Annotated in this window: 17 protein-coding genes and 3 pseudogenes; 3 read left to right on the top strand and 17 right to left on the bottom strand. The window is 59.4% G+C overall.

Annotated features, from left to right (window positions below; genetic code table 11):
* Position 1 precedes the first annotated feature (1 nt).
* Positions 2-1069: an ABC transporter substrate-binding protein gene (locus tag BLU15_RS36655; RefSeq protein WP_090302180.1), complete on the bottom strand. Its 1068-nt coding sequence runs from the start codon at positions 1067-1069 to the stop codon at positions 2-4.
* A 31-nt stretch (positions 1070-1100) separates the two neighbouring features.
* Positions 1101-2168 (bottom strand): LacI family DNA-binding transcriptional regulator, encoded by a 1068-nt coding sequence (locus tag BLU15_RS36650; RefSeq protein WP_143034344.1) that lies wholly within the window; start codon positions 2166-2168, stop codon positions 1101-1103.
* 178 nt (positions 2169-2346) lie between these two features.
* Here BLU15_RS36650 and BLU15_RS41080 point away from each other — a divergent pair.
* Positions 2347-2486, top strand: a pseudogene (locus BLU15_RS41080) (IS3 family transposase); the annotation flags it as partial.
* Between the two features lie 757 nt (positions 2487-3243).
* Here BLU15_RS41080 and BLU15_RS36645 read toward each other — a convergent pair.
* The 10 genes and pseudogenes from BLU15_RS36645 to BLU15_RS36600 all read right to left on the bottom strand — a co-directional run bounded on the left by BLU15_RS36645 (position 3244) and on the right by BLU15_RS36600 (position 13543).
* Positions 3244-3998 (bottom strand): annotated as a pseudogene (locus BLU15_RS36645) (IS5 family transposase).
* Between the two features lie 109 nt (positions 3999-4107).
* Positions 4108-5001 (bottom strand): intradiol ring-cleavage dioxygenase, encoded by an 894-nt coding sequence (locus BLU15_RS36640; RefSeq protein WP_090302176.1) that lies wholly within the window; start codon positions 4999-5001, stop codon positions 4108-4110.
* Between the two features lie 7 nt (positions 5002-5008).
* The gene (locus BLU15_RS36635; RefSeq protein WP_090302174.1) at positions 5009-6763 is read right to left on the bottom strand and encodes an FAD-dependent oxidoreductase; all 1755 of its coding nucleotides are present in this window, start codon (positions 6761-6763) and stop codon (positions 5009-5011) included.
* Positions 6756-7841, bottom strand: coding sequence for a branched-chain amino acid ABC transporter permease (locus BLU15_RS36630; RefSeq protein WP_090302172.1), 1086 nt, complete (start codon positions 7839-7841; stop codon positions 6756-6758). The genes BLU15_RS36635 and BLU15_RS36630 overlap by 8 nt, the downstream gene beginning before the upstream one ends.
* Positions 7842-7850: 9 nt before the next feature.
* Entirely contained in the window at positions 7851-8714 is an 864-nt protein-coding gene (locus BLU15_RS36625) for a branched-chain amino acid ABC transporter permease (RefSeq protein WP_090302171.1), read from the bottom strand.
* Entirely contained in the window at positions 8701-9420 is a 720-nt protein-coding gene (locus tag BLU15_RS36620; RefSeq protein ID WP_090302169.1) for an ABC transporter ATP-binding protein, read from the bottom strand. The genes BLU15_RS36625 and BLU15_RS36620 overlap by 14 nt, the downstream gene beginning before the upstream one ends.
* Positions 9420-10139: an ABC transporter ATP-binding protein gene (locus BLU15_RS36615; protein ID WP_090302167.1), complete on the bottom strand. Its 720-nt coding sequence runs from the start codon at positions 10137-10139 to the stop codon at positions 9420-9422. The genes BLU15_RS36620 and BLU15_RS36615 overlap by 1 nt, the downstream gene beginning before the upstream one ends.
* Before the next feature lie 141 nt (positions 10140-10280).
* Positions 10281-11561 (bottom strand): ABC transporter substrate-binding protein, encoded by a 1281-nt coding sequence (locus BLU15_RS36610; RefSeq protein ID WP_090302165.1) that lies wholly within the window; start codon positions 11559-11561, stop codon positions 10281-10283.
* Between the two features lie 54 nt (positions 11562-11615).
* On the bottom strand, positions 11616-12674 hold the full coding sequence (locus BLU15_RS36605) for a maleylacetate reductase (RefSeq protein WP_090302163.1): 1059 nt from the start codon (positions 12672-12674) through the stop codon (positions 11616-11618).
* Positions 12671-13543, bottom strand: coding sequence for a dioxygenase family protein (locus BLU15_RS36600; RefSeq protein WP_090302162.1), 873 nt, complete (start codon positions 13541-13543; stop codon positions 12671-12673). Before BLU15_RS36600 ends, BLU15_RS36605 begins: the two co-directional genes overlap by 4 nt.
* A 94-nt stretch (positions 13544-13637) precedes the next feature.
* On the opposite strand from BLU15_RS36600, the gene BLU15_RS36595 reads away from it, so the two are divergent.
* Complete coding sequence (locus tag BLU15_RS36595; RefSeq protein ID WP_090302160.1) at positions 13638-14588, top strand: LysR family transcriptional regulator; 951 nt, start codon at positions 13638-13640, stop codon at positions 14586-14588.
* 682 nt (positions 14589-15270) lie between these two features.
* A pseudogene (locus BLU15_RS36585) lies at positions 15271-16079 on the top strand (IS3 family transposase); the annotation flags it as partial.
* A gap of 244 nt (positions 16080-16323) precedes the next feature.
* Here the strand turns inward: BLU15_RS36585 and BLU15_RS36580 are convergent.
* The 5 genes from BLU15_RS36580 to BLU15_RS36560 all read right to left on the bottom strand — a co-directional run bounded on the left by BLU15_RS36580 (position 16324) and on the right by BLU15_RS36560 (position 21500).
* Entirely contained in the window at positions 16324-17583 is a 1260-nt protein-coding gene (locus BLU15_RS36580) for an IS110 family RNA-guided transposase (protein ID WP_090302156.1), read from the bottom strand.
* A 41-nt stretch (positions 17584-17624) separates the two neighbouring features.
* On the bottom strand, positions 17625-19217 hold the full coding sequence (locus BLU15_RS36575; RefSeq protein ID WP_077501048.1) for an IS66 family transposase: 1593 nt from the start codon (positions 19215-19217) through the stop codon (positions 17625-17627).
* A gap of 74 nt (positions 19218-19291) precedes the next feature.
* Positions 19292-19636, bottom strand: a complete 345-nt coding sequence (gene tnpB, locus BLU15_RS36570) for an IS66 family insertion sequence element accessory protein TnpB (protein WP_077501047.1) — start codon at positions 19634-19636, stop codon at positions 19292-19294.
* Positions 19633-19899 carry a transposase gene (locus BLU15_RS36565; RefSeq protein WP_244436155.1) on the bottom strand — a complete coding sequence of 89 codons (267 nt, stop codon included), beginning with the start codon at positions 19897-19899 and terminating at the stop codon, positions 19633-19635. The genes tnpB and BLU15_RS36565 overlap by 4 nt, the downstream gene beginning before the upstream one ends.
* 485 nt (positions 19900-20384) lie before the next feature.
* Positions 20385-21500: an IS110 family RNA-guided transposase gene (locus BLU15_RS36560; RefSeq protein ID WP_143034343.1), complete on the bottom strand. Its 1116-nt coding sequence runs from the start codon at positions 21498-21500 to the stop codon at positions 20385-20387.
* Positions 21501-21575: the final 75 nt, after the last annotated feature.

Raw genomic sequence — 21575 nt, 5'->3', positions numbered from 1 at the left:
GTTACTCAACTGGAGCTGGAATCGGCGGAAGCGTTTCGTTTTTGGCATTGGCGGCAATCAGCGATGCTACCCAATCCTGCGAATAATTCGGGTTGGTAACTCCACCTTTTTCCGTCACGGCCAGCCAAGCGTCGAGATCGCCTTGGTCAATTCGAAGGAACGGCAATTCGACAAATTTCGGCACGTCCTTTCCAGCTAGAATTTGCTGCGCCACCCAAAATGCCACCATCGAGATACCCGGGGTCGCTGAGATCGACATGGTCTCATAGCCGCTTTTGTCGTTCTGTTCTTTCCACCAACTAAGCTCATCCTCGCGGTTTCCCATGATGATGATGGGTTCTTTGCGGTTGGCTCCAGTGAACGCCCGAGCGGTGCCATATCCGTCACCACCCTGCGTCACGACGGCGTCGATATCAGGTAGGCTCGGAAGGATGCCGGCGACCTCTCTCTGCGCAACTGTCTGCGTGAAATCGCCATGAACGGTGCCGGCGATCTTCATGTCTGGAGATGCCTTAAGCGCCGCTTTCACGCCGCCCGCAATGTCGTCATCTACCGAGTTGCCCGCAATACCACGAACTTCGAGCAGGGTACCCTTCCCCTTGAGCCGCTGCGAGAGATACTCAACCTGGGTGCGGCCGACGCGCGCCCAATCGTAGTTCACTAGGTGGGCGCACGGCTCTGTGACGACGCCGTCGAACGCAACCACAATAATTCCAGCATCGCAGGCCTGTTTCACTACACCGTTCAACGCTGTTGGCGAGGCCGCATTGATGACGATCGCGTCATAGCCTTCCAGGATCAGGTTCTGTATCTGTGCGGCCTGTTCAGTCGCGTTGTTGTTGGCACTGATGACGGTCGAACCCCCGATCAGTCCTGCGGCCTTGGCCGCCTCCGTGCCGGCCTCCCAGCTCTTGACCATCGCCTGCCGGAACGAGTTTCCGGCAAAGGAATTGGAAAAGGCGATTTTTTTCTCTGCTGTTTCGTTGGTCGCGTATGCGGCCGGCGACAGCATTAAAAATGCACACGCGCCTGATAACACCGAACACCAAAACTGCTTCGTAGATACCATCACATCCTCCCTGAATGGCTTAATAAGTAAGTCAACTAATGTCGTGCGACACTGCTGCGTTGCGCAGGTAGCCTCCGCAAGAATCACGCACGACCAGGCGGGCGGGCACCATGATCCGGCTCGGCGGGCTCTCGTCGCCTTCAAGTCTCGCAAGGAGACGCGTTGCCGCAGCCCGCCCGATATTTTCTGCATCTATATGAACAGTGGTCAGCGACGGGCGTGACAGCTCAGCCTCGGTAATATCGTCGAAGCCAACGACAGCGAACTTGGAACCTACCGCGAGCCCCATGTCTTTCGCGGCCTGAAGTGCACCCAGCGCCATGAGGTCGTGATAGCAAATGACTGCTGTAGGCGGAGATTCAAGCGCCATCATCTCGATAAGAAGCAAGGCGCCATTCGCCCGGGTCGGCGCAGCCATCGGCGTGAGCGTCTCCTCCACTTGCAGCTCCGCCTCCTCCATCGCCTGAGCGTACCCAGCCAGGCGCTCCACTCGTGCGGATCTGCCTTCGGTGCCACCTAGAAAGGCGATGCGGCGATGCCCGAGATTCAGAAGATGCCGCGTCATCTCTGCCGCCAACGTCTGATTGTCCGGGCCGACCGCATCGCAAGACAGTCCGGAGAGCCAGCGCGAAATTTGAACTATCGGTGTGCCGGCGCCGAGAATCTGGTTTAACTCCTCCAAATTAGTACCATCGGCCGGGCTTAGCAGGAGGCCGTCGACGCCGTGTTCCAGGAGCCTCTCGATCTGCATCGACTGGCGAATGCCGTCGTCGTTGGAATTGACCAGGAACGTCATGTAACCGCTCCGATAAAGCACCGTCTCAACACCGGCTGCCAACGCGGCAAAATACGGGTTCGCTATATCGGTAATCATCAGACCAATCGTTTTCGACTGGCCCGTCCTGAGCTTGGCTGCAAACCGATTGTATCGGTAACCAGTCTGCTCCATGGCGCGACGGACCTTCTCCCGCGTGGCCGCCGAGATTCGCGAACCCTCCTGCAGGGCAAGGCTAACCGTCGCCGTAGAGACACCTGCCACCCGAGCAACGTCGCTTAAAGCAACGGAGTTTTTAGCGCGTCGTTCGATTTGAGCTTTCATGTTAATCGATATACCCGCGAGTTTATGATTAGTCAATGGATTAACTTAGCTCAATCTGGCGTCGAATGCACAAATTTGCCTAGTTGCCTTCGAACATCAGATTTCCCGTAAACCTGCTCTGTGGTGGATTCTCCGATATCCAGCCGATGGACGTGGAGCCAGCTGCCGTTCGTGTACTTTGTTCAAAAGAATGGTAGGGTCTGGCGCCAAGCGTGACGCCCTCGCGCATCTGAAAGCCGTTATGGGTTCTTTCGGAACGGCGGGTGGCCAGATCATATCTGCCGATCGCAAATGGTACGCTATCTTTCCTGCCGACCAACGGGGGGTGGGCACTGCAAGAAAAACACTGCGTGCTGGCATTGGTCCAATGCTCGCCAGCGAGAAAGCCCGCATCAAACCGCGTGCCGAGATGACTTCAAGGTGGTCAAAACGATTGGCGATCAGGAAGCAGCAAGTGTGTCGGAAAACCCATTGGCGCACGGAAGCCAACCAGTTATGCCTCCTTCGATACCCCCCTTCGGGGTCCACTCACCAGGTGATGCCGATGACTTCGCGTTCGCGTTGATCGCGACTCTCCATCATCCTTCGACAAAGCCGTTGAGCAGGATCGGCCCGCTCTGGTCGGAGGTTTGTCACATCGAACCCGAGTTCGGCGTGCGGCAACGAGAAATCCTTCATAGTCACCGACACGCAGCCTGCTCCGTCAGACGCGGGATCTACTCCGAAGCACGTTCTACTACCGATCAACGACAGAGGCTGGGAACATTGGCGATGCCAAACTGGCTGCGCTTATCGAGGGCATCCAGGACGAATTGCCATGCTATAAATATCGCCGTTCCACACATGCTTAAGGGCCAGCGTTTGTCACCCAACGCGATCGGGTTCCACGCTTAAACAAAGCTCTACAGATCTAGCAACAGATTGACGACCCGCAACTGCGTTTACTTTTTAGCGAGTGAGCTAGGAGCAACCCAGTAAATCAGAATGAAGTGACGCCATTGACATGAGTGAGAACGAAATCCCCAGAATGGTGCTGGGGTGCAAAGTTCAATAGCTAGGCTCAGGACTCGTTAAATCAAAGCCAGAAGATGACGGCTGCTGCGATGCATATGCTAGAGAAGAAGGTATACGCGCAACGGTCGTAACGGGTTGCGATGCGCCGCCAGTCCTTGAGTTTGGCGAAGAGGTTCCCGACCTTGTGGCGCTTCTGGTTGAGCGCCTTGTCATAGGGATATGGCACCTTCCTGCTGCGGCTCGAAGGGATGCAAGGTTCGATGCCCTTTGCCTGCAAGGCTTCCCGGAAGGTCTTGCTGTCATATCCACGGTCAGCAATCAGCGTCGTGGCTGGCGGCAAGGCATTCAGCACGAGACGAGCGCCCCTGTGGTCGCTCATCTGGCCCTCACTGAGCAGCATGATGATCGGGCGTCCCTCACCATCTCAAACACTGTGCAGCTTGGAATTCAGTCCACCTTTGGTTCGCCCGATACGACGGGGAACATCCCCTTTTTGAGCAGGCTCGCTGCCGTGCGGTGTGCTTTCAGGTGTGTGGCGTCGATCATAATGCGCTCGGGCCTGGAACCTTCACCTGCCAGCGCCGCGAAGATGCGGTCGAACACGCCAAGGCGGCTGCAGCGAATGAAGCGGTTATAGAGCGTTTTGTGCGGTCCGTATTCCTTCGGCGCATCCTTCCATTGCAGGCTATGCTTGATGACATAGACAATCCCGCTGACGACACGGCGATCATCGACGCGTGGAACACCATGCGCCAAGGGAAAATGCGGCTCGGTGCGAGCCATCTGACGTTCGCTCAGCAGAAACAAATCACTCATCGCGGTCTCCTTCCAGAAACCGTGAATCACATATCATCCCAAATTAATAGGTCCTGAGCCTAGTGGCCCTGAGGTGCCACTGCCTCCTGCCACCCGCACGCATTACACACTAGTCCCGCTTCTCGCCGATGCGTGCTAGGACGAAATCGTGCTCGACCTCCCAGAAGGCGCCAGGGAACTCGTAATCCCTGGCACGGTGTGGATCATGCGTATGCTTAAACTCTGCAAGCAGGCTTTCCTTCACGCCGAAGACAGCGTCCGAATTGATATAGGGATCGTCCGGATCGAAGATGTGAGTGATCAGGGTCTCGAAGCCATCGGCCTTGATGATGTAATGCAGATGGGCCGGGCGGTTCGGGTGGCGGCCCAGATTTTCTAGCATCTTTCCGACCGGACCATCGTTCGGAATCGGGTAGTGTTTTGGCTTTACGGCCCGGAACCAGTAGCGCCCGTCCGAGTCTGTCCGGAACACGCCGCGCAAATTGAAGTCCGGTTGGATACCCTGCTGCTGTACGTCATAGAAACCCTCGTCGTTCGCCTGCCAAACGTCGAGCACCGCGTCCTTGATCGGTTTTCCCGCCGTATCGAGGATTCGGCCCCCGATCACCATGTCCTCGCCCTTTTGGTCCAGGCAAATATTGGCGCCCATCGGCAATTCTGGCGCGTTAGCCACATGGAACGGCCCCAGCACCGTGCTTTCGGACGCCCCCGAAGGCTTGCGGTTGTTGATCGCGTCAACCAACATGGACACACCGAGCGAATCAGACAGCAGTATGAATTCCTGCCGCCACTCGTTGCACATCTGACCGGTGCGGGTCAGGAACATAACCGCTTTCATCCATTCATCCTGCGTCGGCTCGATCTCCTTGACCGCCTCATGCAGCTTGCGGGTGACCACTTCCATGATGTGCTTGAGCCGCTCGTCCTTGGCATTCTTGTTGCGGCCGGTGACGACATCGATGGAGTTTTCCTCGGTGAAGAAGCCCTGTTCATGCGCGTCCATCACGACCTCACTTTTCAAGAATGGCGGTTAGCACTCGGCGCAGCTCCGCCGCGGAATCGTCTGCGATCGTTTCCCGCCGCCAGGCGACGTGATGGTCTGGGCGCACCAGTAGAACGCCGCTATCGCGGACCTCCCGAATGTTCGCCCAGTCGCCAGTGAAATCCTGCCAACACTGCCGCGGCCCGATGACATGGGCGGCGATTTCGATACCGAACTCCTTGGCCAGACCACGCGCTGCGTCGATCCAGGCCTGCCCGCCAATTCCGGTAAGCACCGTGAATTTTCCATGGCCGGCCAGGTCAAGCGTCGATACCTTTTTGCCTGTCTCGGAGAACACCCAAGCGTGCGGCAGCCGCGCGCCCGGCCAGCTTGTCTGTTGGCAATATAGTTCCGGATCTTTGACGAAGGCGGGCTCCTCCTGCCCGTCGGTGACTGTCGCTCCCGATCGATAGCGCTGGTTCATCTCGACGCCGTGGCAATCAAACTCATATACCTTGTCGGCGATCGCTTTGCGAATGGAGGCGCGCTGCTTTTCAGCGGCTTCGGTGTTGTTGCAGCGCGCGTCCATGTTTTGGTGCATCCTGACAGGATCGATGGAGTCAAGGAGGCCCAACGCCTTGAAGATCGGGCCGAATTCCTCAATCGACTTGTTGGCGCGCGTGACGATCTGCTTGGCGACCGGCGCGCGCTCGGCTTGATAGCTGTCGAGCAGCTTAGGTCCTGCCCAGCCCTTCAAGACATAAGCGAGCTTCCACGCGAGATTGAATGCGTCTTGGATAGAGGTGTTGGAACCCAGGCCGTTCGACGGCGGGTGGCGGTGGGTCGCATCGCCCATGCAAAAAACACGACCGTTCGACATGGTCGTCGCATACATGTTGTTGACGGTCCAAGTCGACACCGACTTTATTGTCATTTCGAGATCCGGATCGCCAACGAGGTCGCGAACCACCTTCTTGGCATGAGCTTCATCCACGGAAGGGGCCGGCTGGTTGATGTCATAGCCCCAGACGATCAGCCATTCGTCCCACGGCCTGACCATTCGCACCAGACCCATGCCGATGCCGCCGACATCGGCGCCCGGCTGCAGCACCCAGTAAAGCACCGACGGGCGATGGGCGACGAGACGCGAAAGGTCGGCCTTGAACAGGATGTTCATCGAACCGGCGACACCCATCTTGCCTTCGAACGTCAGGCCTGCATGTTCCGCAACCTTGGAATTGCCGCCATCGGCGCCGACCACATATTTCGAGCGGACGGTGAACTCCTTGCCCGTCAGACGGTCGAGACAGGTCGTCGTTACGCCGTCCTCATCCTGCACATGTCCCAGATACTCCGTCGACATGCGTGACTGGCTGCCGCGCGAACAGGCTGTTTTGAACAGCAGCGGCTCCATGAAGGTCTGCGGCAGATCGTTCATCTGGGTCGGCGACGACAGCTGATGCTCGGCGCGCGATAGCGGATGTGTGCCCCAGCTCTTCATCCGGCCGATCTCCTCGCCGGTGAGCGAGGTGCAGAAGACGTTCTCGCCCATCAGGTTCTGCTCAGCGGCGAACATATAGGCCTCGTCCTCCACATCGCGGCCGAGATCGCGCAGGATTTCCATGGTGCGCTGGTTGGTGATGTGGGCGCGCGGTGTGCTGGCTAGCCAGCGGTAGCGGTTGATCACAAGGTTCTCGACCCCGTAGGACGATAGCAGGGCTGCGGTGGCGGAGCCGGCCGGGCCGGTGCCAATTATAAGTACGTCGGTGGTAATTTCAGCCATGAGACCCTCCCCTATGCGTGAGATTGAGCGGCCCGCCCTTCAGAACGCGGCGGACCGGAAAGAGTTGGATGCCGGTGCGGTCGGAGAACAATCCCCAGAGGCCGCGCGGTGCAAAAAGCATGACGGCGATGCCGAAAAGACCCAGCATCAGCAGATACCAGGAGCCGTAGTCGGCCAGAAGATTCTGCAAGAGAAAGAAGATGATGACACCGAGTATCGGACCTTCGATCGTGCCGATGCCGCCGATCACGACGATGAAGATCACATAGGCCGTCCAGTCTGTGACCGAGAAGGCAGCGTCCGGCGAGATGCGCGCCTTCTGCACATAGATCAGCGCCCCAGCAACGCCGGTGATGAAGGCGGTGGCGAGATAGACAACCGTTTTCATGCGCCGCGCATCGACACCGACGGCGCGGGCCGCCTGCTCATTGTCGCGCACAGCGGCAAGCCCGAGGCCCTGCTTGCTGCGCAGCAATCCGTAGATGAAGCCGATAGTGGCGACGACGAGGAGCAGCGCCAGCCAGTAGGTCAGCGCGTCGCCCGCCTGCGATGCCTTCATGCCGAAGAGATCGCGCATCAAACCGACGCCCATCATGTCGCGGGTGGCGTCGCGCGGCAGCGACGTGCCTGTACCGCCGCCGAGCGCCTTCCACTGCGCCAGCAGCAACCTCACTACTTCGGCCACCACCCAGGTGCCGATGGCGAAATAGGGGCCGTAGAGCCGGAAGGTGAAGAAAGCGGTTGGAATTGCTAACACCATCGCGAACAGCCCGCCAATCAGGATGGCCACCGCCGGATCGACACCGAACAGGATGACCGCACCGAACATCGTATAGGCGCCGAAGCCGACGAAAGCCTGCTGGCCGACCGAGATAAGCCCGGCATAACCGGCAAGCAGGTTCCAGTTCTGCGCCAGCACCAGCATGGTGAGGATGAAGAAAAGGTTCTGGATGACGCCGCGCGAGACGATGAAAGGTGCGGCAAACGCGAACAGCAACAGGGCGATGACCGCGATTGCCGTCAGCGTCGACGCCCTGGTGCGCGTCTCGACTGTGAAGGAGGGAATGGTCATGGTCATCGATGCACCTCAATCGACCGCACGCGGAAAAAGGCCGCGCGGCTTGAACACGAGAACGGCAAGGAACGCCAGATGGCCGGCAAGGATCTGCCACTCCGGATTGATCGCGGCGCCCACCGTCTGTGCCACGCCGAGAATGATGCCCCCGGCAAGCGTGCCCCAGAGCGAACCGAGACCGCCGATGATCACCGCTTCGAAGGCATAGATCAGCCGCGAGGGACCAGATGTCGGATCGAAATTGGCGCGCGTCCCGAGATAAAGTGCCGCGATCGTCACCACGACCATGGCAAGCCCGGTCGCCATCGCAAAGAGGCGCTGCGGCCGGATGCCCATCAGCCCGGCGGTAACCGGGTCGTCGGACGTTGCCCGGAAGGCGCGGCCAACGGAGGTGCGGTAGATCAGTTGGTTGAGACAGACGATGACGGCACCGGCCGAAATGAAGGTCATCAGCGGCATGATGCCGGCGGTAACGGGGCCGAGATTGACCGACGCGCTCTCGAGGCTGCCGGCAAAGACCCGGCGGCTATCGGCGGAGAAGCTTTCGAGCAAACCATTCTGGATGGCGATCGACAGGCCGAAGGTGACGAGCAGCGGCGGCAGGATATCCTTGCCGAGCGTGCGGTTGAACAGGAAATATTGCAGGGCCCAGCCGATGGCGAACATCAGCGGCATGGCGAACAGGGCGGCTATGAACGGGTTGAGCCCGAGTGTCGTCACCAGCACCAGAATCAGGAAAGCGGCAAACACGATCAGGTCGCCGTGGGCGAGATTGACCAGCCGCATGATGCCGAAAACGAGACTCAAACCCGCCGCAAACAGAGCATAAAGCCCGCCGAGCAGCGCGCCCTGAAGAATGGTATCAAGCCAGTTCATCATGGTCCATCCCGAAATAGGCCTTGTGGATATCGTCGCGGCTGAGATCGGCGGCGCGGCCGAAGAGCGTCACCTGCCCCTCCATCATGCAATAGACGCGGTCGGCCACCTTCAGCGCCTGGGCGATGTCCTGCTCGACGATGACGATTGAAGCGCCGGTTTCGCGGATGCGCGGAAAGGCGGCGTAGATATCGCGGACCACGACCGGCGCTAGGCCAAGGCTGATCTCGTCGCAAAGCAAGACTTCCGGGTTCGACATCAGCGCGCGGCCAATCGCCACCATCTGCTGTTGCCCACCGGACAGCGCCGTGGCGGGATTTTTGCGGCGTTCCTTCAGGATCGGGAAAAGCGCGAAAACGCTGTCGAGCGTCCACGGACCATCGACCTTGCGGCCATACTTGCCGATCAGCAGGTTTTCCTCGACGCTCAGCGACGGAAAGAGTTTTCGGCCTTCCGGCACCATGGCGATACCGCGCGCAAGGATATCCGGGGCCGGTAGAGCACCGATCGGTTCGTCGCGATAAAGGATCGACGCCGGTACGTTAGCAATCACACCAGAGATCGACCGCATCAGCGTTGTCTTGCCCGCCCCGTTGGCGCCGATGATGGCGATGGTTTCGCCAGCACCGACCGCGATATCGACGCCAAACAGCGCTTGGAAATCGCCGTAGGCAGCAGTCAGACCTCTGGTTTCGATGAGCGCCATCAGATTTCGATCCCCAAGTAGATTTCGCGGACATCGCGTGATGCCATGATCTCGTCCGGCTTGCCGATGCCGATGACCTTGCCGAAATGCAGCACCAGCAGTCGCTGGACAACCGAATTCAGTGCATGCAGCACATGCTCGATCCAGATGACGGCAACACCGCGCGCATGAATGGCGCGGATGGTGGCAACCAGCGCCCGGCATTCGCCTTCGGTCAGCCCGCCGGCAATTTCATCGAGCAGCAGCAACTTCGGCTCCGTCGCCAGCGCGCGGGCGAGCTCCAGCCGCTTGCGCTGCAAGAGTGACAGGCTGCCGGCCAGCCCATTCGCCTTGTCGATTAGCGCTGTATCCACGAGAATTTCGGCGCAGCGGTCAGACACTTCAGCCTCGCTCTGCCGCGATCCGAAGGCGCCGGCGACAAGCAGGTTTTCGAACACCGTCAGCTTCTCGAACGGCTGCGGAATCTGGAAGGTTCGCCCCATCCCCGACAGGCAGCGCGTCATCGGCGGCGTGCGCGTCACATTGCTGCCCAGAAAGCGGATGCTGCCGCTATCAGCCGCTATATTGCCAGTGATCAGATTGAACAACGTCGACTTGCCGGCGCCGTTCGGTCCGATGATGCCCAGCGCCTCCCCTTCGCCAACGGAAAAGGAAATCTGATCGGCGACCGTCAGTGCGCCGAATTTCTTCGAGATACCGTCAAGTTCGAGAATAGGCATGGGTTTCCGTTCCAACGAGTGTTCTGCATTGCCCCCCTCTCCCAGGCAGGCGGTGAGAGGGGGTCGATTGCGGTGCCGCATATCCCTTCTCCGCGTTCGCGAGGAGAAGGTGGCCACAGGCCGGATGAGGGGTCTCGCTACTTACCCGATCGCTTCCATCTTGCCGCCGACCGGAATGTTCGGAGCCGTTTTGTTTTCGGTGATGACGAGATCGTAGCCGCCGCCGTCCTTCAGCCGCCATTGGCCGCCGACCAGCGGCGTCTTGGCGACGTTCTTGGCGGCAAACGCCGGCAGGCCCGTGCCGTCCCAGGCGATCGGACCGACCAGCGTATCGAGCTTGGTGGCAGCGATCGCCTGCGCAACGGCATCGCCGTCCGTTGGGTCTTCAGCCCGCTTCATCACATCCACCGCCAGTTCGAACAGCGCATGGGCAAAGCCGATCGGCTGCGTCCAGGGCCGGTTGGTCGCCTTCGTGAAGGCGGCGGCCACCTGTGCGGCGCTTTCCCCTGTCAGAGATGATTTGAACGGATGGCTCGGCGTCCACCAGACCTCCGACGAGAGGTTGTGCCCAGCATTGCCCAATCCCTCCACTGTCTGCGGGAAGAGCAGCGCCTTGCCGATCGAGGCGATCTTCGGGGCAAAACCCTGCTGCTTGGCCTGATTCCAGAAGGTGGTGAAATCCGGCGGGATGACGACCCCGGTGATGATTTCGCACCGGCCGGACTTGAACGCGTTGATCTGCGCCGAAAAATCGTCGGTCATGTTCTGGTAGCGGCCGGGATCCATCAAGCCGTAACCCATCTTTTCCAAGACCGGCGGGAAACCGACAACCTTGTCGCCCCAGGCATTGCCGTCGCCATCGTTGGGGAACAGCCCGCCGACCTTTTTATTGGTCTGGATCTGCGCCCACATATTTGTGAAGACGGAGATGATGTCCTCCAGCCCCCAGAAGAAATGATAAGCGTAGTTGAACGGCTTCCAGGAGGCCGGATCGCCGGGATTGCCCTGCTGGCCAATGAACCACGGCTGCCAAGGAGCGACCGTCGAAATGCACGGCGTTTCCTCCGCCTCGCAGGTGGTCGCCACCGGGTTGGTGGTCTCCGGCGTCGAGGCGACCAGAATGAGGTTTACATCGTCATCGACGATCAGTTCCTTGGCGACTTCCGCAGCCCGGTTCGGATTGGATTGGCTATCCTTGACGACGACCTCGTAGTTCAGGCCCATCGACTTTGTGGTTGCCAGGAAGCTGTCGATGACGAACTTGTCGGCCTCGCCGAACGCCGCCAGCGGCCCCGTCTGCGGGCTGACATAGCCGAGCTTGACGGCAACATCCTGGGCGATCGCAGGGGTCGCAAACCCGGATGTCGCGGCGAGGGCTCCGGTGGCGGCCGTCGTCTTCAGAAATTCGCGTCTTGTAAACATGTTTCCTCCTCCCATTGGTCTCTCCTCCCAGAGAGTGTGGTTGTCTGTGGCTCGCTATGCCGGCCGTTTGCCCTCCCAGGCATCCTGCAGCAGGGCACGAATGGACTGCCGGTCGATCGGCCTTGGATTCCAGTACGGATTTTCGGTGGCGATATCGGCGGCGCGGTCGAGATCGGCTTCGACGAGGCCCAGATCCTTCAGCGCAATCGGCGCGCCAATCCGCTTGGCAAAATCCCAGAGCCCGCCACCAACGGAACCACCGAAAATCTCGGCGACCGGTGCCAGAAGCTCCGGTACGGCACTGGCGTTGTAGGCCGCGGTATGCGGCAGCATGATCGCATGTGTATCGGCATGCGGCGTATCGAAAGTACCGCCCAGCGTGTGGCAGATCTTGTGGTGCAGGGCCATGCCGACGGTGCCGAGCACGGTGCCGCAGAGCCAGGCACCATAGAGCGCATCGGCGCGGAGATCAGCAGCCCTTGGCGTCGCGATGATCCCCGGCAGGCTGGTGCTGAAAGCCCGCAGCCCCTCGACTGCCATCAGCGTCGAAATCGGGTTGCGGTCCTGTGCGTAGAGCGCCTCGACCGCATGGGCCATGGCATTCAGGCTCGAGGTGACGCTCATGCCGACAGGCAGGCCGAGCGTCAACGACGCGTCATAGATCACCACTTCCGGCAGGATGCTTGCGTGCCGCACGGTGGTCTTGAGCCCGCTCTCCGTCTGCCCGAGGATCGGCGTCACTTCAGATCCGGCATAGGTCGTCGGAATGACGATCTGCGGCAGGTCCGTGCGAAGGGCGATTGCCTTGCCTAGCCCGGTGGTCGAGCCACCACCGAGCGAGACGACGCAATCCGCTTTCGTCTGGCGAACCACGTCCATAGCCTTTTCCGTGACATCGACCGGCGTATGCATGACGGCCCCGGCAAAGACGCCGACAGCCAGAGACCCCAGCCTTTCGGCCAACGCTTCCGCATCCGGCTCCTGCTGCGGCGTCGAGAGCACCAGCGCCCGGCTGCAGCCGAGCTTCTCCACCCATTCGCCGGCGGTGACACTCCTGCCCGTACCGAAGACAATATGGGCGGGGCTGCTGCTATAGGTGAAGTCGCGGCTCATGTGTCGGCTCCCTGTTTTGCCCGCACCATGACGAAGGTGAGGTCTAGCTGCCAAACCGGCGCACTGCTGCCCTTCCGCTCGAAGGTGCGCACCAGTTCCGGCTTGACGCCGAAGATCGCGTCCTCGGCCAGATGCGGATCGCTGCCGTCATAGATATGCGTGGTGATCGTCTCGAAGCCCGGCGCCTTTATCATGAAGTGAAGATGGGCGGGGCGGCGCAGCGGATAGCCCGCCTGCCGAAGCAGTTTGCCGACCGGACCGTCATCAGGCACGCCGTATCCGCAGGGCTTGATGGTGCGATAGTGGAACCGGCCATCCGCATCGGTGCGGAAGAGGCCGCGCAGATTGAATTCCGGCTGAAGGTCCGGCTGCTGGTTCTCGTAGACTCCTTGCGCATTGGCCTGCCAGGTGATGATCTCCGCATTTGCGACCGGACCGCCATCGAGGTCCTGCACGCGGCCTGCAACCTCCAGCCCCTCACCGATGCCATCGAGCGAGATATTGCTGCCGAGCGCCAGCTGCTGCACATCGGCGCGGAAGAACGGCCCACGCACGGTGTTGGGCGTTGCAGTCTTCGGACGGCGCGAATTGATTTCCTCGACCAGCGCCGATGCGCCGAGCAGATCCGACAGAAGCACCCATTCCTGACGCCGCTCGTCGCTGGCATGGCCAACATCCGTCAGGAACTCGATCACTTTGCGCCAATCCGCCTGGGTCGGCCGCAACTCGCGGATGGCCCCGTGGAGATGCATCACCACCGCGGCCAAGATGTGCGGCAGGGCATCGTCTTTCGATTGCGGAAGTCGTTGCGCGAATATGTCAGACGAGGTGGCCTCGCTGAAATTCAGCGCCCTTGGACCCGGCGTCATGCGTCTCCTCCAGGGCATTGGCTGGTAGAAACTAAATTAGCGCAAGATCACGACGCGATGATGATTTTGTTTCGAATTAATATATCATATCGTTATGAAGATAGATGAACGCCACCTTGTCCAGCTTGCTGCCGTGGTCAAAACCGGAGGCGTCACCGAGGGTGCTGCCCTGCTCGGCCTGTCGCAGCCGGCCGTTTCGCGCACGCTGACGATGCTCGAAACCCGCATCGGCGAGCCTCTCTTCATCAAGGGTCGCCGGCCGCTGCAGCCGACGCCGCTTGGCCGGGCACTGGCCGATCACGGCCAGACAATGCTGTCGGCATCGCGCAAGGCATCTGACGTCGTCGAGAGCTTTCGCGTCGGCAAGACTGGCGTCGTGCGTGTCGGCGGCACGCCCTTCTTCATGGATGCGTTGATCGCCGGCATGATTGCCGAGTTCCAGAACCTGCATCCCGATGTGCGCATCGATCAGACCTACGGCTACTTCCCGGACCTGCGCGCTGCGCTCAACGCCGACCAGATCGATCTCGCCATCTGCCCGATCGATATTCTAGACGAGGGCTCCGGCCTCGAATTTCAGCAAATCCTCCCAGGGCGTAATGTCGTTGCATGCCGCCTCACCCATCCCCTGCTTTTGAGAAGGAGGGTGCAACCATCAAACCTGCTCGAGTATCCTTGGGTCGCTCCGCCGCCAGGTAGCCCTCTGCTGACGGACTTGCGCAATATGCTGCTGTCGTTTGGCGCCACCGAGCTCAAAATCCGATACTCCGGTGGGTCGTTGATGAGCGTCGTGAACTTCTTGAAAGGTGCCGACGCGCTGACCATAATGCCTCACAGCGTTGTCTTTGCGCTGCGCAACGACAGATCGATTACGGCCCTTCCCATGACGATCTCTCACCCCGAACGAACCCTTGGGCTTCTGAACCGTGCCAATGCAGCTCGTGTGCCTGCCGTCGATCAATTCGCCCAGCATATCCGTGCGGGATTCGGCAATCTTAAACATCTCATCAAACGCCACGAACAGGCAGTAGTCTGGGGATATTGACAATCCTTTTGATTCGAACCTCCAGCTTCCAGCATTTCTCGTCACGTGCACTTACCTCCCTTAAATACGCTGCAACATTTCAAGTCATCCAAAGTCAAATTCTCGTGTGCAAAATTCGGGATGCACCTCAAGGTCAACCGTCTCGTTGACCGCAATCTTGACCCATACCTAGCTCTTGAAGAGATACGAACCTTTGTTACCACGCCGTAAACTGAAATTAGTTCCGCTTACCCGCGCTTCTCATTCCGACGCCTTGAATAGATTCCAATAGCGACTAAGTCGTCATCCAGGGTTCTCAACGGCTGATTTGGCTGCTACGTTCCCCATTTGTTTCGAGAACGTCAGTCGGGCGAATATGTGGTTTCGACACTCAACAGGAACACAGCGCTGCGCCGGGAAGTTCGTTGTTTTACTGAAAGGGGCAGGTCTCGTGCGTCCACCCTTGAAGGTCACGTCGCCATATCCTCTGCTTGACGACTATCAGAGCGCTTGCTGCCGCTCTGGCAGAAGACCGCTACCGCGATCCGTGCGTGGATCGCCGTGAGGCCCAAAGATTGCCATGGCGCTCTTCCTGAACAACGCTGGCCGGATGATGACGCGCTCCGGATTCGGAAAAGCTGACCTTGCCCCGTTGAAATAATCCATTTTGAAGTAAGCTCTGGCCCATTGAGAGGACCAGGGAATGAAGCGCAACCGTTTCACAGACGAACAGATCATCGGCATTCTGAAGGAGCACGAGGCTGGTACGCCGGTCTCGGAGCTTTGCCGCAAGCACGGCGTCAGCGATGCCAGCATCTATAAATGGAAGGCCAAATTCGGCGGCATGGACGTATCCGAAGCCAAGCGGCTGAAGACGCTGGAAGACGAGAACACGAAGCTGAAACGGCTCCTGGCAGATGCGATGCTCGACAATGCGGCTTTGAAAGACTTGTTGGGAAAGAAGTGGTGACGCCCGCAGCAAGGCGGAAAGCTGTCGCTCATCTGATGGATCACCACCAGATGAGCGAACGGCGGGCGTGTAAAGCCATCGGCTTTTGCCGGATGACAATCCGTTACGAAACCATGCGCAGCGATGACCATGACCTTCGCGAGCGGATGAAGGCGCTGGCGCATGAACGCCGCCGCTTTGGATATCGACGCCTTCATGTTCTGCTCAGGCGCGAGGGTCACCTTGTGAACCACAAGCGGTTCTTCCGGCTCTATCGGGAAGAGAAGCTGACAGTGCGCAAGCGCGGTGGCCGCAAGCGAGCGATTGGCACACGCGCACCGATGCTGATCCCGCTTGCCGCCAATGATCGCTGGTCCCTCGACTTTGTCTCGGATCAACTCACCGATGGACGCAGGTTCCGGGTTCTGACGGTCGTTGACGATTGCACCAGGGAGTGCCTGGCACTCGTCGCCGATACATCGCTTTCAGGCCTGCGTGTTGCTCGTGAGCTCGATCGGATCATGGAGGAACGTGGCAAGCCGAAGATGATCGTCAGCGACAACGTCCTATATTCGGAATGAAACGCTGTTTTGGCAGCAGGTCGTTGCCGCGTCGGCTTTTACCGATGCGTTCGAATTATGCTGTAGGCCACGCCGGCCGTCAACGAACGGTCTCTCCCATAACAAACACAGAGTACGCAGGATCGCGGCTCTCACCGTCCTTAAGACGAGATCCTTTTGCCGTCGAGCGGAAGGCCTAAACATTATCTACGAGGTCGCTGAGAGTTTCAGCACCTCCACGGCCCTGTCAGAGAAGGGTCCTTCCGCTGTGGATCGTCCCTTCAAAGAAGGGGCGATATGGTTCGCCGCTTTTGACAACCGCATGCACGGTGCGGGCCATCTTGGCGGCGATTGCTGTAGACGCCTTACGGCGTAAATTGGTGTTATGACGGTCCTTGGTGATGTATCGCTCGAATTTGTCGCGGAAGCTGTTGGCGCGCTGCAAAATGGCGACCTGGGCAGCCATCCATAAAGTCCGCCTCAGCCGTGCATTGCCGTATTTGGACAGCTTCGTCTGACCTCGAAACATTCCTGATTGGATTGTGGCGAGGTCCATACCGCAGAACTTCAGGAACTGGCGGTGGTGCTGAAAGCGCCGCAGGTCTCCTGCTTCCGCTAGAATGGTCAAAGCGTTGATAGGGCCGATGCCGGGTATCGTGCATAAAAGCTGGTAATCTGGATTATGCTCTAACATCTCGACAGCACGCGCTTCAATTTGATTGCGTTGGGCGATAAGACTTCTGCCTTCAGCCAGGACCATACGGAACATGCCTATAGCGTCCGAGTCCGGTGCAACCGGAAGGCCAATCGAGCGGGTGGCCGTGGCGTAAATATCTGCCAATAAACGCGCTTTCCCAACCTTGCGTCCGACCACGTCCCAAGCAGCTTCGACGAACGCCTCCTTGTTCATCGCCGCGATGAAGTGCGGGGACGGGAACAGTTCAAGGAAGGCGAAGAACCAGTCGCTCCGTGAGCTGCGGTGAAAGCGATCCGCCTCAGGGAAGTATAACGGCAGATAATGCGTCAGGATCCGATGCCACAGTTCGGTCTTAGATCTCGAGATCATGTCGTGGGTCTTGGACAGTTCCTGAATGTCATTGGTGCCGTGCATCAAGGGGTCGTGATAGAACTGCTCAGCGCCAATAGTCATCATATGCAGGATAACCTGGGCATCCTTCGGATCATTTTTGTCCCAGGAATTATGCAATGCCTCTCTGGTCCGAGCCAGCGCGATTGACGAGATCAGTTTTATCTCGAAGCCGGCTGAGCCGAGCCGATATGCCAAGGCGCGATGATAGTTTCCTGTTGCCTCAAAGGCGATGCGGACAGGGCGCTGATAGCTGCGCAACAGACTGATCAGGCGATCGAACTCATCGAGGTTGTTCAGCACACTCACCCGACGGCGTCGCTTCTTATCCGGTGCGTCGATCAGCACCTCGTGACGGACCTTGGAAATATCAATAGCTGCCAGAACGGGGGCAGATGCGGTAATATCGCACTCGGTCATAGCCGGTCTCCTTTGCAGTGTAAGCGACAAGCTGGGACCGTTCAGGCCGTGTAGTTCCACGGCATGAGAGCATCGATCTCGCTGCTGGGCCAACCATTCGCAAGGCGCTCAAGGGTCTGGGTAAGCCAGGCTTGCGGATCGACGGCATTCATCTTTGCGGTTTGCAGGAGCGTCGCGATGGTCGCCCAGGTCTTGCCGCCACCGTCGCTTCCGGCGAATAGGCTATTCTTCCTTGTGATCGCCTGAGGTCTGATCGCCCGCTCGACGATGTTGGAGTCGATCTCGATGCGGCCGTCAGACAGGAAGCGCTCGAAGATGTCGCGACGCGTGATGGCATAACGGAGCGCCTCCGCGAGCTTGGATTTACCGGAGACCCGCGGCAGGGTCGCCTGCCAGAGAGTGAAGAGGTCTTTGACGATCGCTATCGAGCTTTCCTGACGCGCGGCGACACGGGCCTCAGGGCTTTGGCCGCGGACGGTCTCCTCAATTTCCCAGAGCTTTGCCATACGCTCGACAGTTTCCGTAGCAACCTTCGAGCTCTTTGCGACGTGCAACTCGTAGAATTTCCGCCGGCTATGCGACCAGCAGCCGGCCAAGATCACGCCGTCATTGCCGCCATCCTTGCGGACGAGCTTATTGTAAGCACCGTACCCATCGACCTGCAGGATCCCACGATAGCCCTTCAGATGTCGTGCAACGGACTCGGTCGCGCGACTGTCCTCGAAGCGATAGGCCACCATCGGCGGGCCACTGCCCCCGAAGGGACGGTCATCCCGTGCATATGCCCATAGCCACGCCGTCTTTGCTGATCCGGAACCAGGCGCAAGGGTTGGCAAGGTCGTTTCATCGGCAAAGATCCGTTCGGCCTTCTTGATCTCGTTCAGGATGTAGTCCGCGAGGATGTCGAGCTCGAATCCCAGCTTGCCCATCCATTGGGCCATCAGCTTGCGGTCAAGCTCGACCTTGTCACGGGCGTAGATGGCTTCCTGGCGATAGAGCGGCAGCCCATCGGCATATTTGGAAACTGCGATCTGGGCCAGAAGCGCTTCTGTTGGAATGCCGCCTTCGATGATGTGTGCCGGAGCCGCGGCTTGGACGACACCGTCTTCGTTCCTAAAAGCGTACTTGGGACGACGCGTGACGATCACCCGGAACTTCGCTGCGACGACGTCCAGCCGTTCGGAGACGTCTTCTCCGATCAGGATTTTCTGCTTGCCCGCGTGTTCCGGCAACTCTTCCGGCTCAATCACGATCTCGACCCGCTCAAGATGCGGCGCGAAGCCCTTGCGTGGCCGCGGTGCACGTTTGCCATCCGTATTCCCGCGGCCTTTCGCGACCTGAGCCTTAATCGCGGCAATGCCGGTCTCGATCTCCTCGAAGACAAAGGCATGCTGCTCGTCATCGACCGTGGATGTTGCAAGCTTTTCCGAACGCCGTCCAAAGCGGGCTCGATCGTATGCTTTCAGGATCTGCGTCAGCCGCTCGATGCGCTCATCAGCGTCAGCGTTACGGGCCTGGAGGTCATCGATCTGCTTTTCCAAAGCCTCGACGCGGGCTGCCTTTTCGGCCATGGCAAGAACCATGGCTTTTAGTGCCTCAACATCATCCGGAAGCTCAAGATCGGGTGGCGTCATGGGTCTGATCAGAGCATATTTTGCTGTGATCCGCCCGCGGTTTCAGGGTCCTGATTCACTTCGCCGCAGTGGTTTTACCCAACAATCTCGGGAGGCTTGACGGGCGTGGAGCGAACCCGTTTCCAGTCCATTCCGTCGACTAGAGCCAGGAGCTGGGCATGGTTCAGCTGGACCCGGCTGTGGCCGATGCGTGGCCAGCAGAACTGCGCTTTCTCTAACCGCTTGGCATAAAGGCAAACACCCGATCCATCCCACCAAATAATCTTGATCCGGTCCGCCCGTTTGGCCCGGAAGACATAGAGCGCACCATTGAACGGGTCACTGCCGGCATCACGCACCAGCGACAGCAGTCCGTCCGGCCCTTTGCGGAAGTCGATGGGATGGCTCGCAAGAAAGACTTTCACGCTCGACGGGATCATGCCGATCGTACCGCCCGGATAACGCGCCGCAGGTGCGCCTCGTCGATATCCGCGCCCGCCCGGACAACGATGTCGCCGATGACAAGCTCGATCACCGCTCTCGCACCAACCGGTCCAGCTTCTACCTGAACAGCCGGATCCGCCGAGAAGGATCGTTGTCCGGCACGAGCATCACGGCGCCAGCCAAATAATTGCGACGGATGTATTCCAATGCGATGCGCAATCGCCGAAACGCTTGCGCCGGGCTCCATTGCCTCAGCCACGGCCCGCTCCTTGAATTCATCGGACCACCGCCGCCGAAACTGCCGCGGCGCACCCTCAAGCCGTTCCGGAACGGCTTCGATCATATGGAAGTTTCTAGTTCCAGAGCTAGGCGCAGACATAGAAGCTCACAGTTTGTGAATCGTCTGTCCGCAATACAGGCGCCCGCGCTACCTACGCCAGATGGGGTCAGCTTGCCGCTCTGATGTCCGCTGTCAACGTTGCAGACGTGTCGAGTCGCTCGTTCCGTAGGAACGCTCGCGGTGGATAGCTTGCGCATTGGTGGAGGCGGAACTGAAAGACGTCGGTGATCAAGCTCTGATACGCGGATTGGCTACCGCATTCCCGATTTTGCGTCTGGGGCTGTTCCTGTCTTACTGCGGGCGTCGGACATGCCGGCCACAAAGCGGTTAACGGACATTCCCCTGCCGTTGTCCCGCCTCCGCCAATGCGCGAGTCGTGTGGTCTGCTGTTACGGAGCGGTCTGTTACGGAGTGGTCTGTCGCGCCTCCCTTGCAATTGCCCACATGAAGCCGGCGAGTTCCCGTGCGACCGCGGTGCACACGACCGTCGACTTTTTCCCGCGGGCACTCAGCGTTCGATACCGGGCTGTCAGGCGGGTCTGCGCTTTCCAGGCGATCTCGCGAACCGACGATGATGCCTCTTGCAAGCGATACAGCTTCCTCTTGCCGATCCGAGGCGGATACCGATAGGTCCAGGCGCATTCAACCAGCAAGGTCCGGACTCGGCTATTGCCTGCCTTGGTGATGCCGATCCTCTTTGTTGTCTCTCCAGTCGATCGTTCGCCGGGGACAAGGCCCAGATACCCCATCAATTGGCGGGGGCTCTCAAAGCGGCCGGCATCTCCCACTTCTGTTGCAAACGTCACCGCGGCGATCAAGTCCACGCCACGCAAGGCCCGCAGAGCGCTGACGACCGGAGCAAGTGACCAGCGGGGCACAAATTCGGCGATGACCGTTTCGAGCCGCTGCACGCGTTCCTGGGCGATCCGCACCGCTTCGACCATCTCCTGCAGCGCAATCTGATGGGCAGGATGGCCGAAGTGCTGTTCTTGCAGCCACCGAAGGTAGCGCATCGTCCAGCCCCTCTTGCCGGGATAGATACGGCCGTGCTTGAGCATGAAGGCGTTGACCTGCTGGCGATGGGTGCGCAGCGTCTGGACGGCACTCGTGCGAGCCCGGACAAGGTCGCGCATGGCCTCATGACCTTCATCGGGGACCCAGACCGCCGTGAGCTCGCCGGCACGCAATAGCCGGGCGAGCGAAATGGCATCGCGGCGGTTCGTCTTTACCCGGTCGCCCGGTTTCCTCGGAATCAAAGATGGGGCCACAACGATGCATTCGTGGCCGAGTGAGCGGATCAGCCGGTAGAGCCCGTAGCCAGTGGGGCCCGCCTCGTAACAGAAATTCACGTGTTCAAACTTCGCCGCGATCCGCTTGATCACGCGACGAATCCCCGCGTCAGACGCCTCGACTTCGCCCCAATACCGCACCTCGCCGTTCCGACCAGATTCGGCCACGGCAAACGCGTTCTTTAGCTTTGCAACATCGATTCCAACAAAAGCTTCTCTATAATCAGCCACGGCTCGTCCTCCTGTTATGAGGATCGGCCCGGCCTGTCCGAGCAACCCTCGGAAGAACAGTCTAGGGCGAGCCGC

This window comes from Ensifer sp. YR511, assembly GCF_900103045.1.
Taxonomy (GTDB): domain Bacteria; phylum Pseudomonadota; class Alphaproteobacteria; order Rhizobiales; family Rhizobiaceae; genus Ensifer; species Ensifer adhaerens.
The sequence above is the reverse complement of the archived record's forward strand: the minus strand, read 5'-3'. Positions and strand labels throughout refer to the sequence as shown.

Excerpts from the sequence above, each read along its gene's own strand:
- BLU15_RS36635 (WP_090302174.1), bottom strand. The coding sequence starts at position 6,763 with ATGGCTGAAATTACCACCGACGTACTTATAATTGGCACCGGCCCGGCC.
- BLU15_RS36630 (WP_090302172.1), bottom strand. The coding sequence starts at position 7,841 with ATGACCATGACCATTCCCTCCTTCACAGTCGAGACGCGCACCAGGGCG.
- BLU15_RS36580 (WP_090302156.1), bottom strand. The coding sequence starts at position 17,583 with ATGACCGAGTGCGATATTACCGCATCTGCCCCCGTTCTGGCAGCTATT.
- BLU15_RS36615 (WP_090302167.1), bottom strand. The coding sequence starts at position 10,139 with ATGCCTATTCTCGAACTTGACGGTATCTCGAAGAAATTCGGCGCACTG.
- BLU15_RS36655 (WP_090302180.1), bottom strand. The coding sequence starts at position 1,069 with ATGGTATCTACGAAGCAGTTTTGGTGTTCGGTGTTATCAGGCGCGTGT.
- BLU15_RS36640 (WP_090302176.1), bottom strand. The coding sequence starts at position 5,001 with ATGGACGCGCATGAACAGGGCTTCTTCACCGAGGAAAACTCCATCGAT.
- BLU15_RS36620 (WP_090302169.1), bottom strand. The coding sequence starts at position 9,420 with ATGGCGCTCATCGAAACCAGAGGTCTGACTGCTGCCTACGGCGATTTC.
- BLU15_RS36610 (WP_090302165.1), bottom strand. The coding sequence starts at position 11,561 with ATGTTTACAAGACGCGAATTTCTGAAGACGACGGCCGCCACCGGAGCC.
- BLU15_RS36575 (WP_077501048.1), bottom strand. The coding sequence starts at position 19,217 with ATGACGCCACCCGATCTTGAGCTTCCGGATGATGTTGAGGCACTAAAA.
- BLU15_RS36595 (WP_090302160.1), top strand. The coding sequence starts at position 13,638 with ATGAAGATAGATGAACGCCACCTTGTCCAGCTTGCTGCCGTGGTCAAA.
- tnpB (WP_077501047.1), bottom strand. The coding sequence starts at position 19,636 with ATGATCCCGTCGAGCGTGAAAGTCTTTCTTGCGAGCCATCCCATCGAC.
- BLU15_RS36600 (WP_090302162.1), bottom strand. The coding sequence starts at position 13,543 with ATGACGCCGGGTCCAAGGGCGCTGAATTTCAGCGAGGCCACCTCGTCT.
- BLU15_RS36605 (WP_090302163.1), bottom strand. The coding sequence starts at position 12,674 with ATGAGCCGCGACTTCACCTATAGCAGCAGCCCCGCCCATATTGTCTTC.
- BLU15_RS36650 (WP_143034344.1), bottom strand. The coding sequence starts at position 2,168 with ATGAAAGCTCAAATCGAACGACGCGCTAAAAACTCCGTTGCTTTAAGC.
- BLU15_RS36625 (WP_090302171.1), bottom strand. The coding sequence starts at position 8,714 with ATGAACTGGCTTGATACCATTCTTCAGGGCGCGCTGCTCGGCGGGCTT.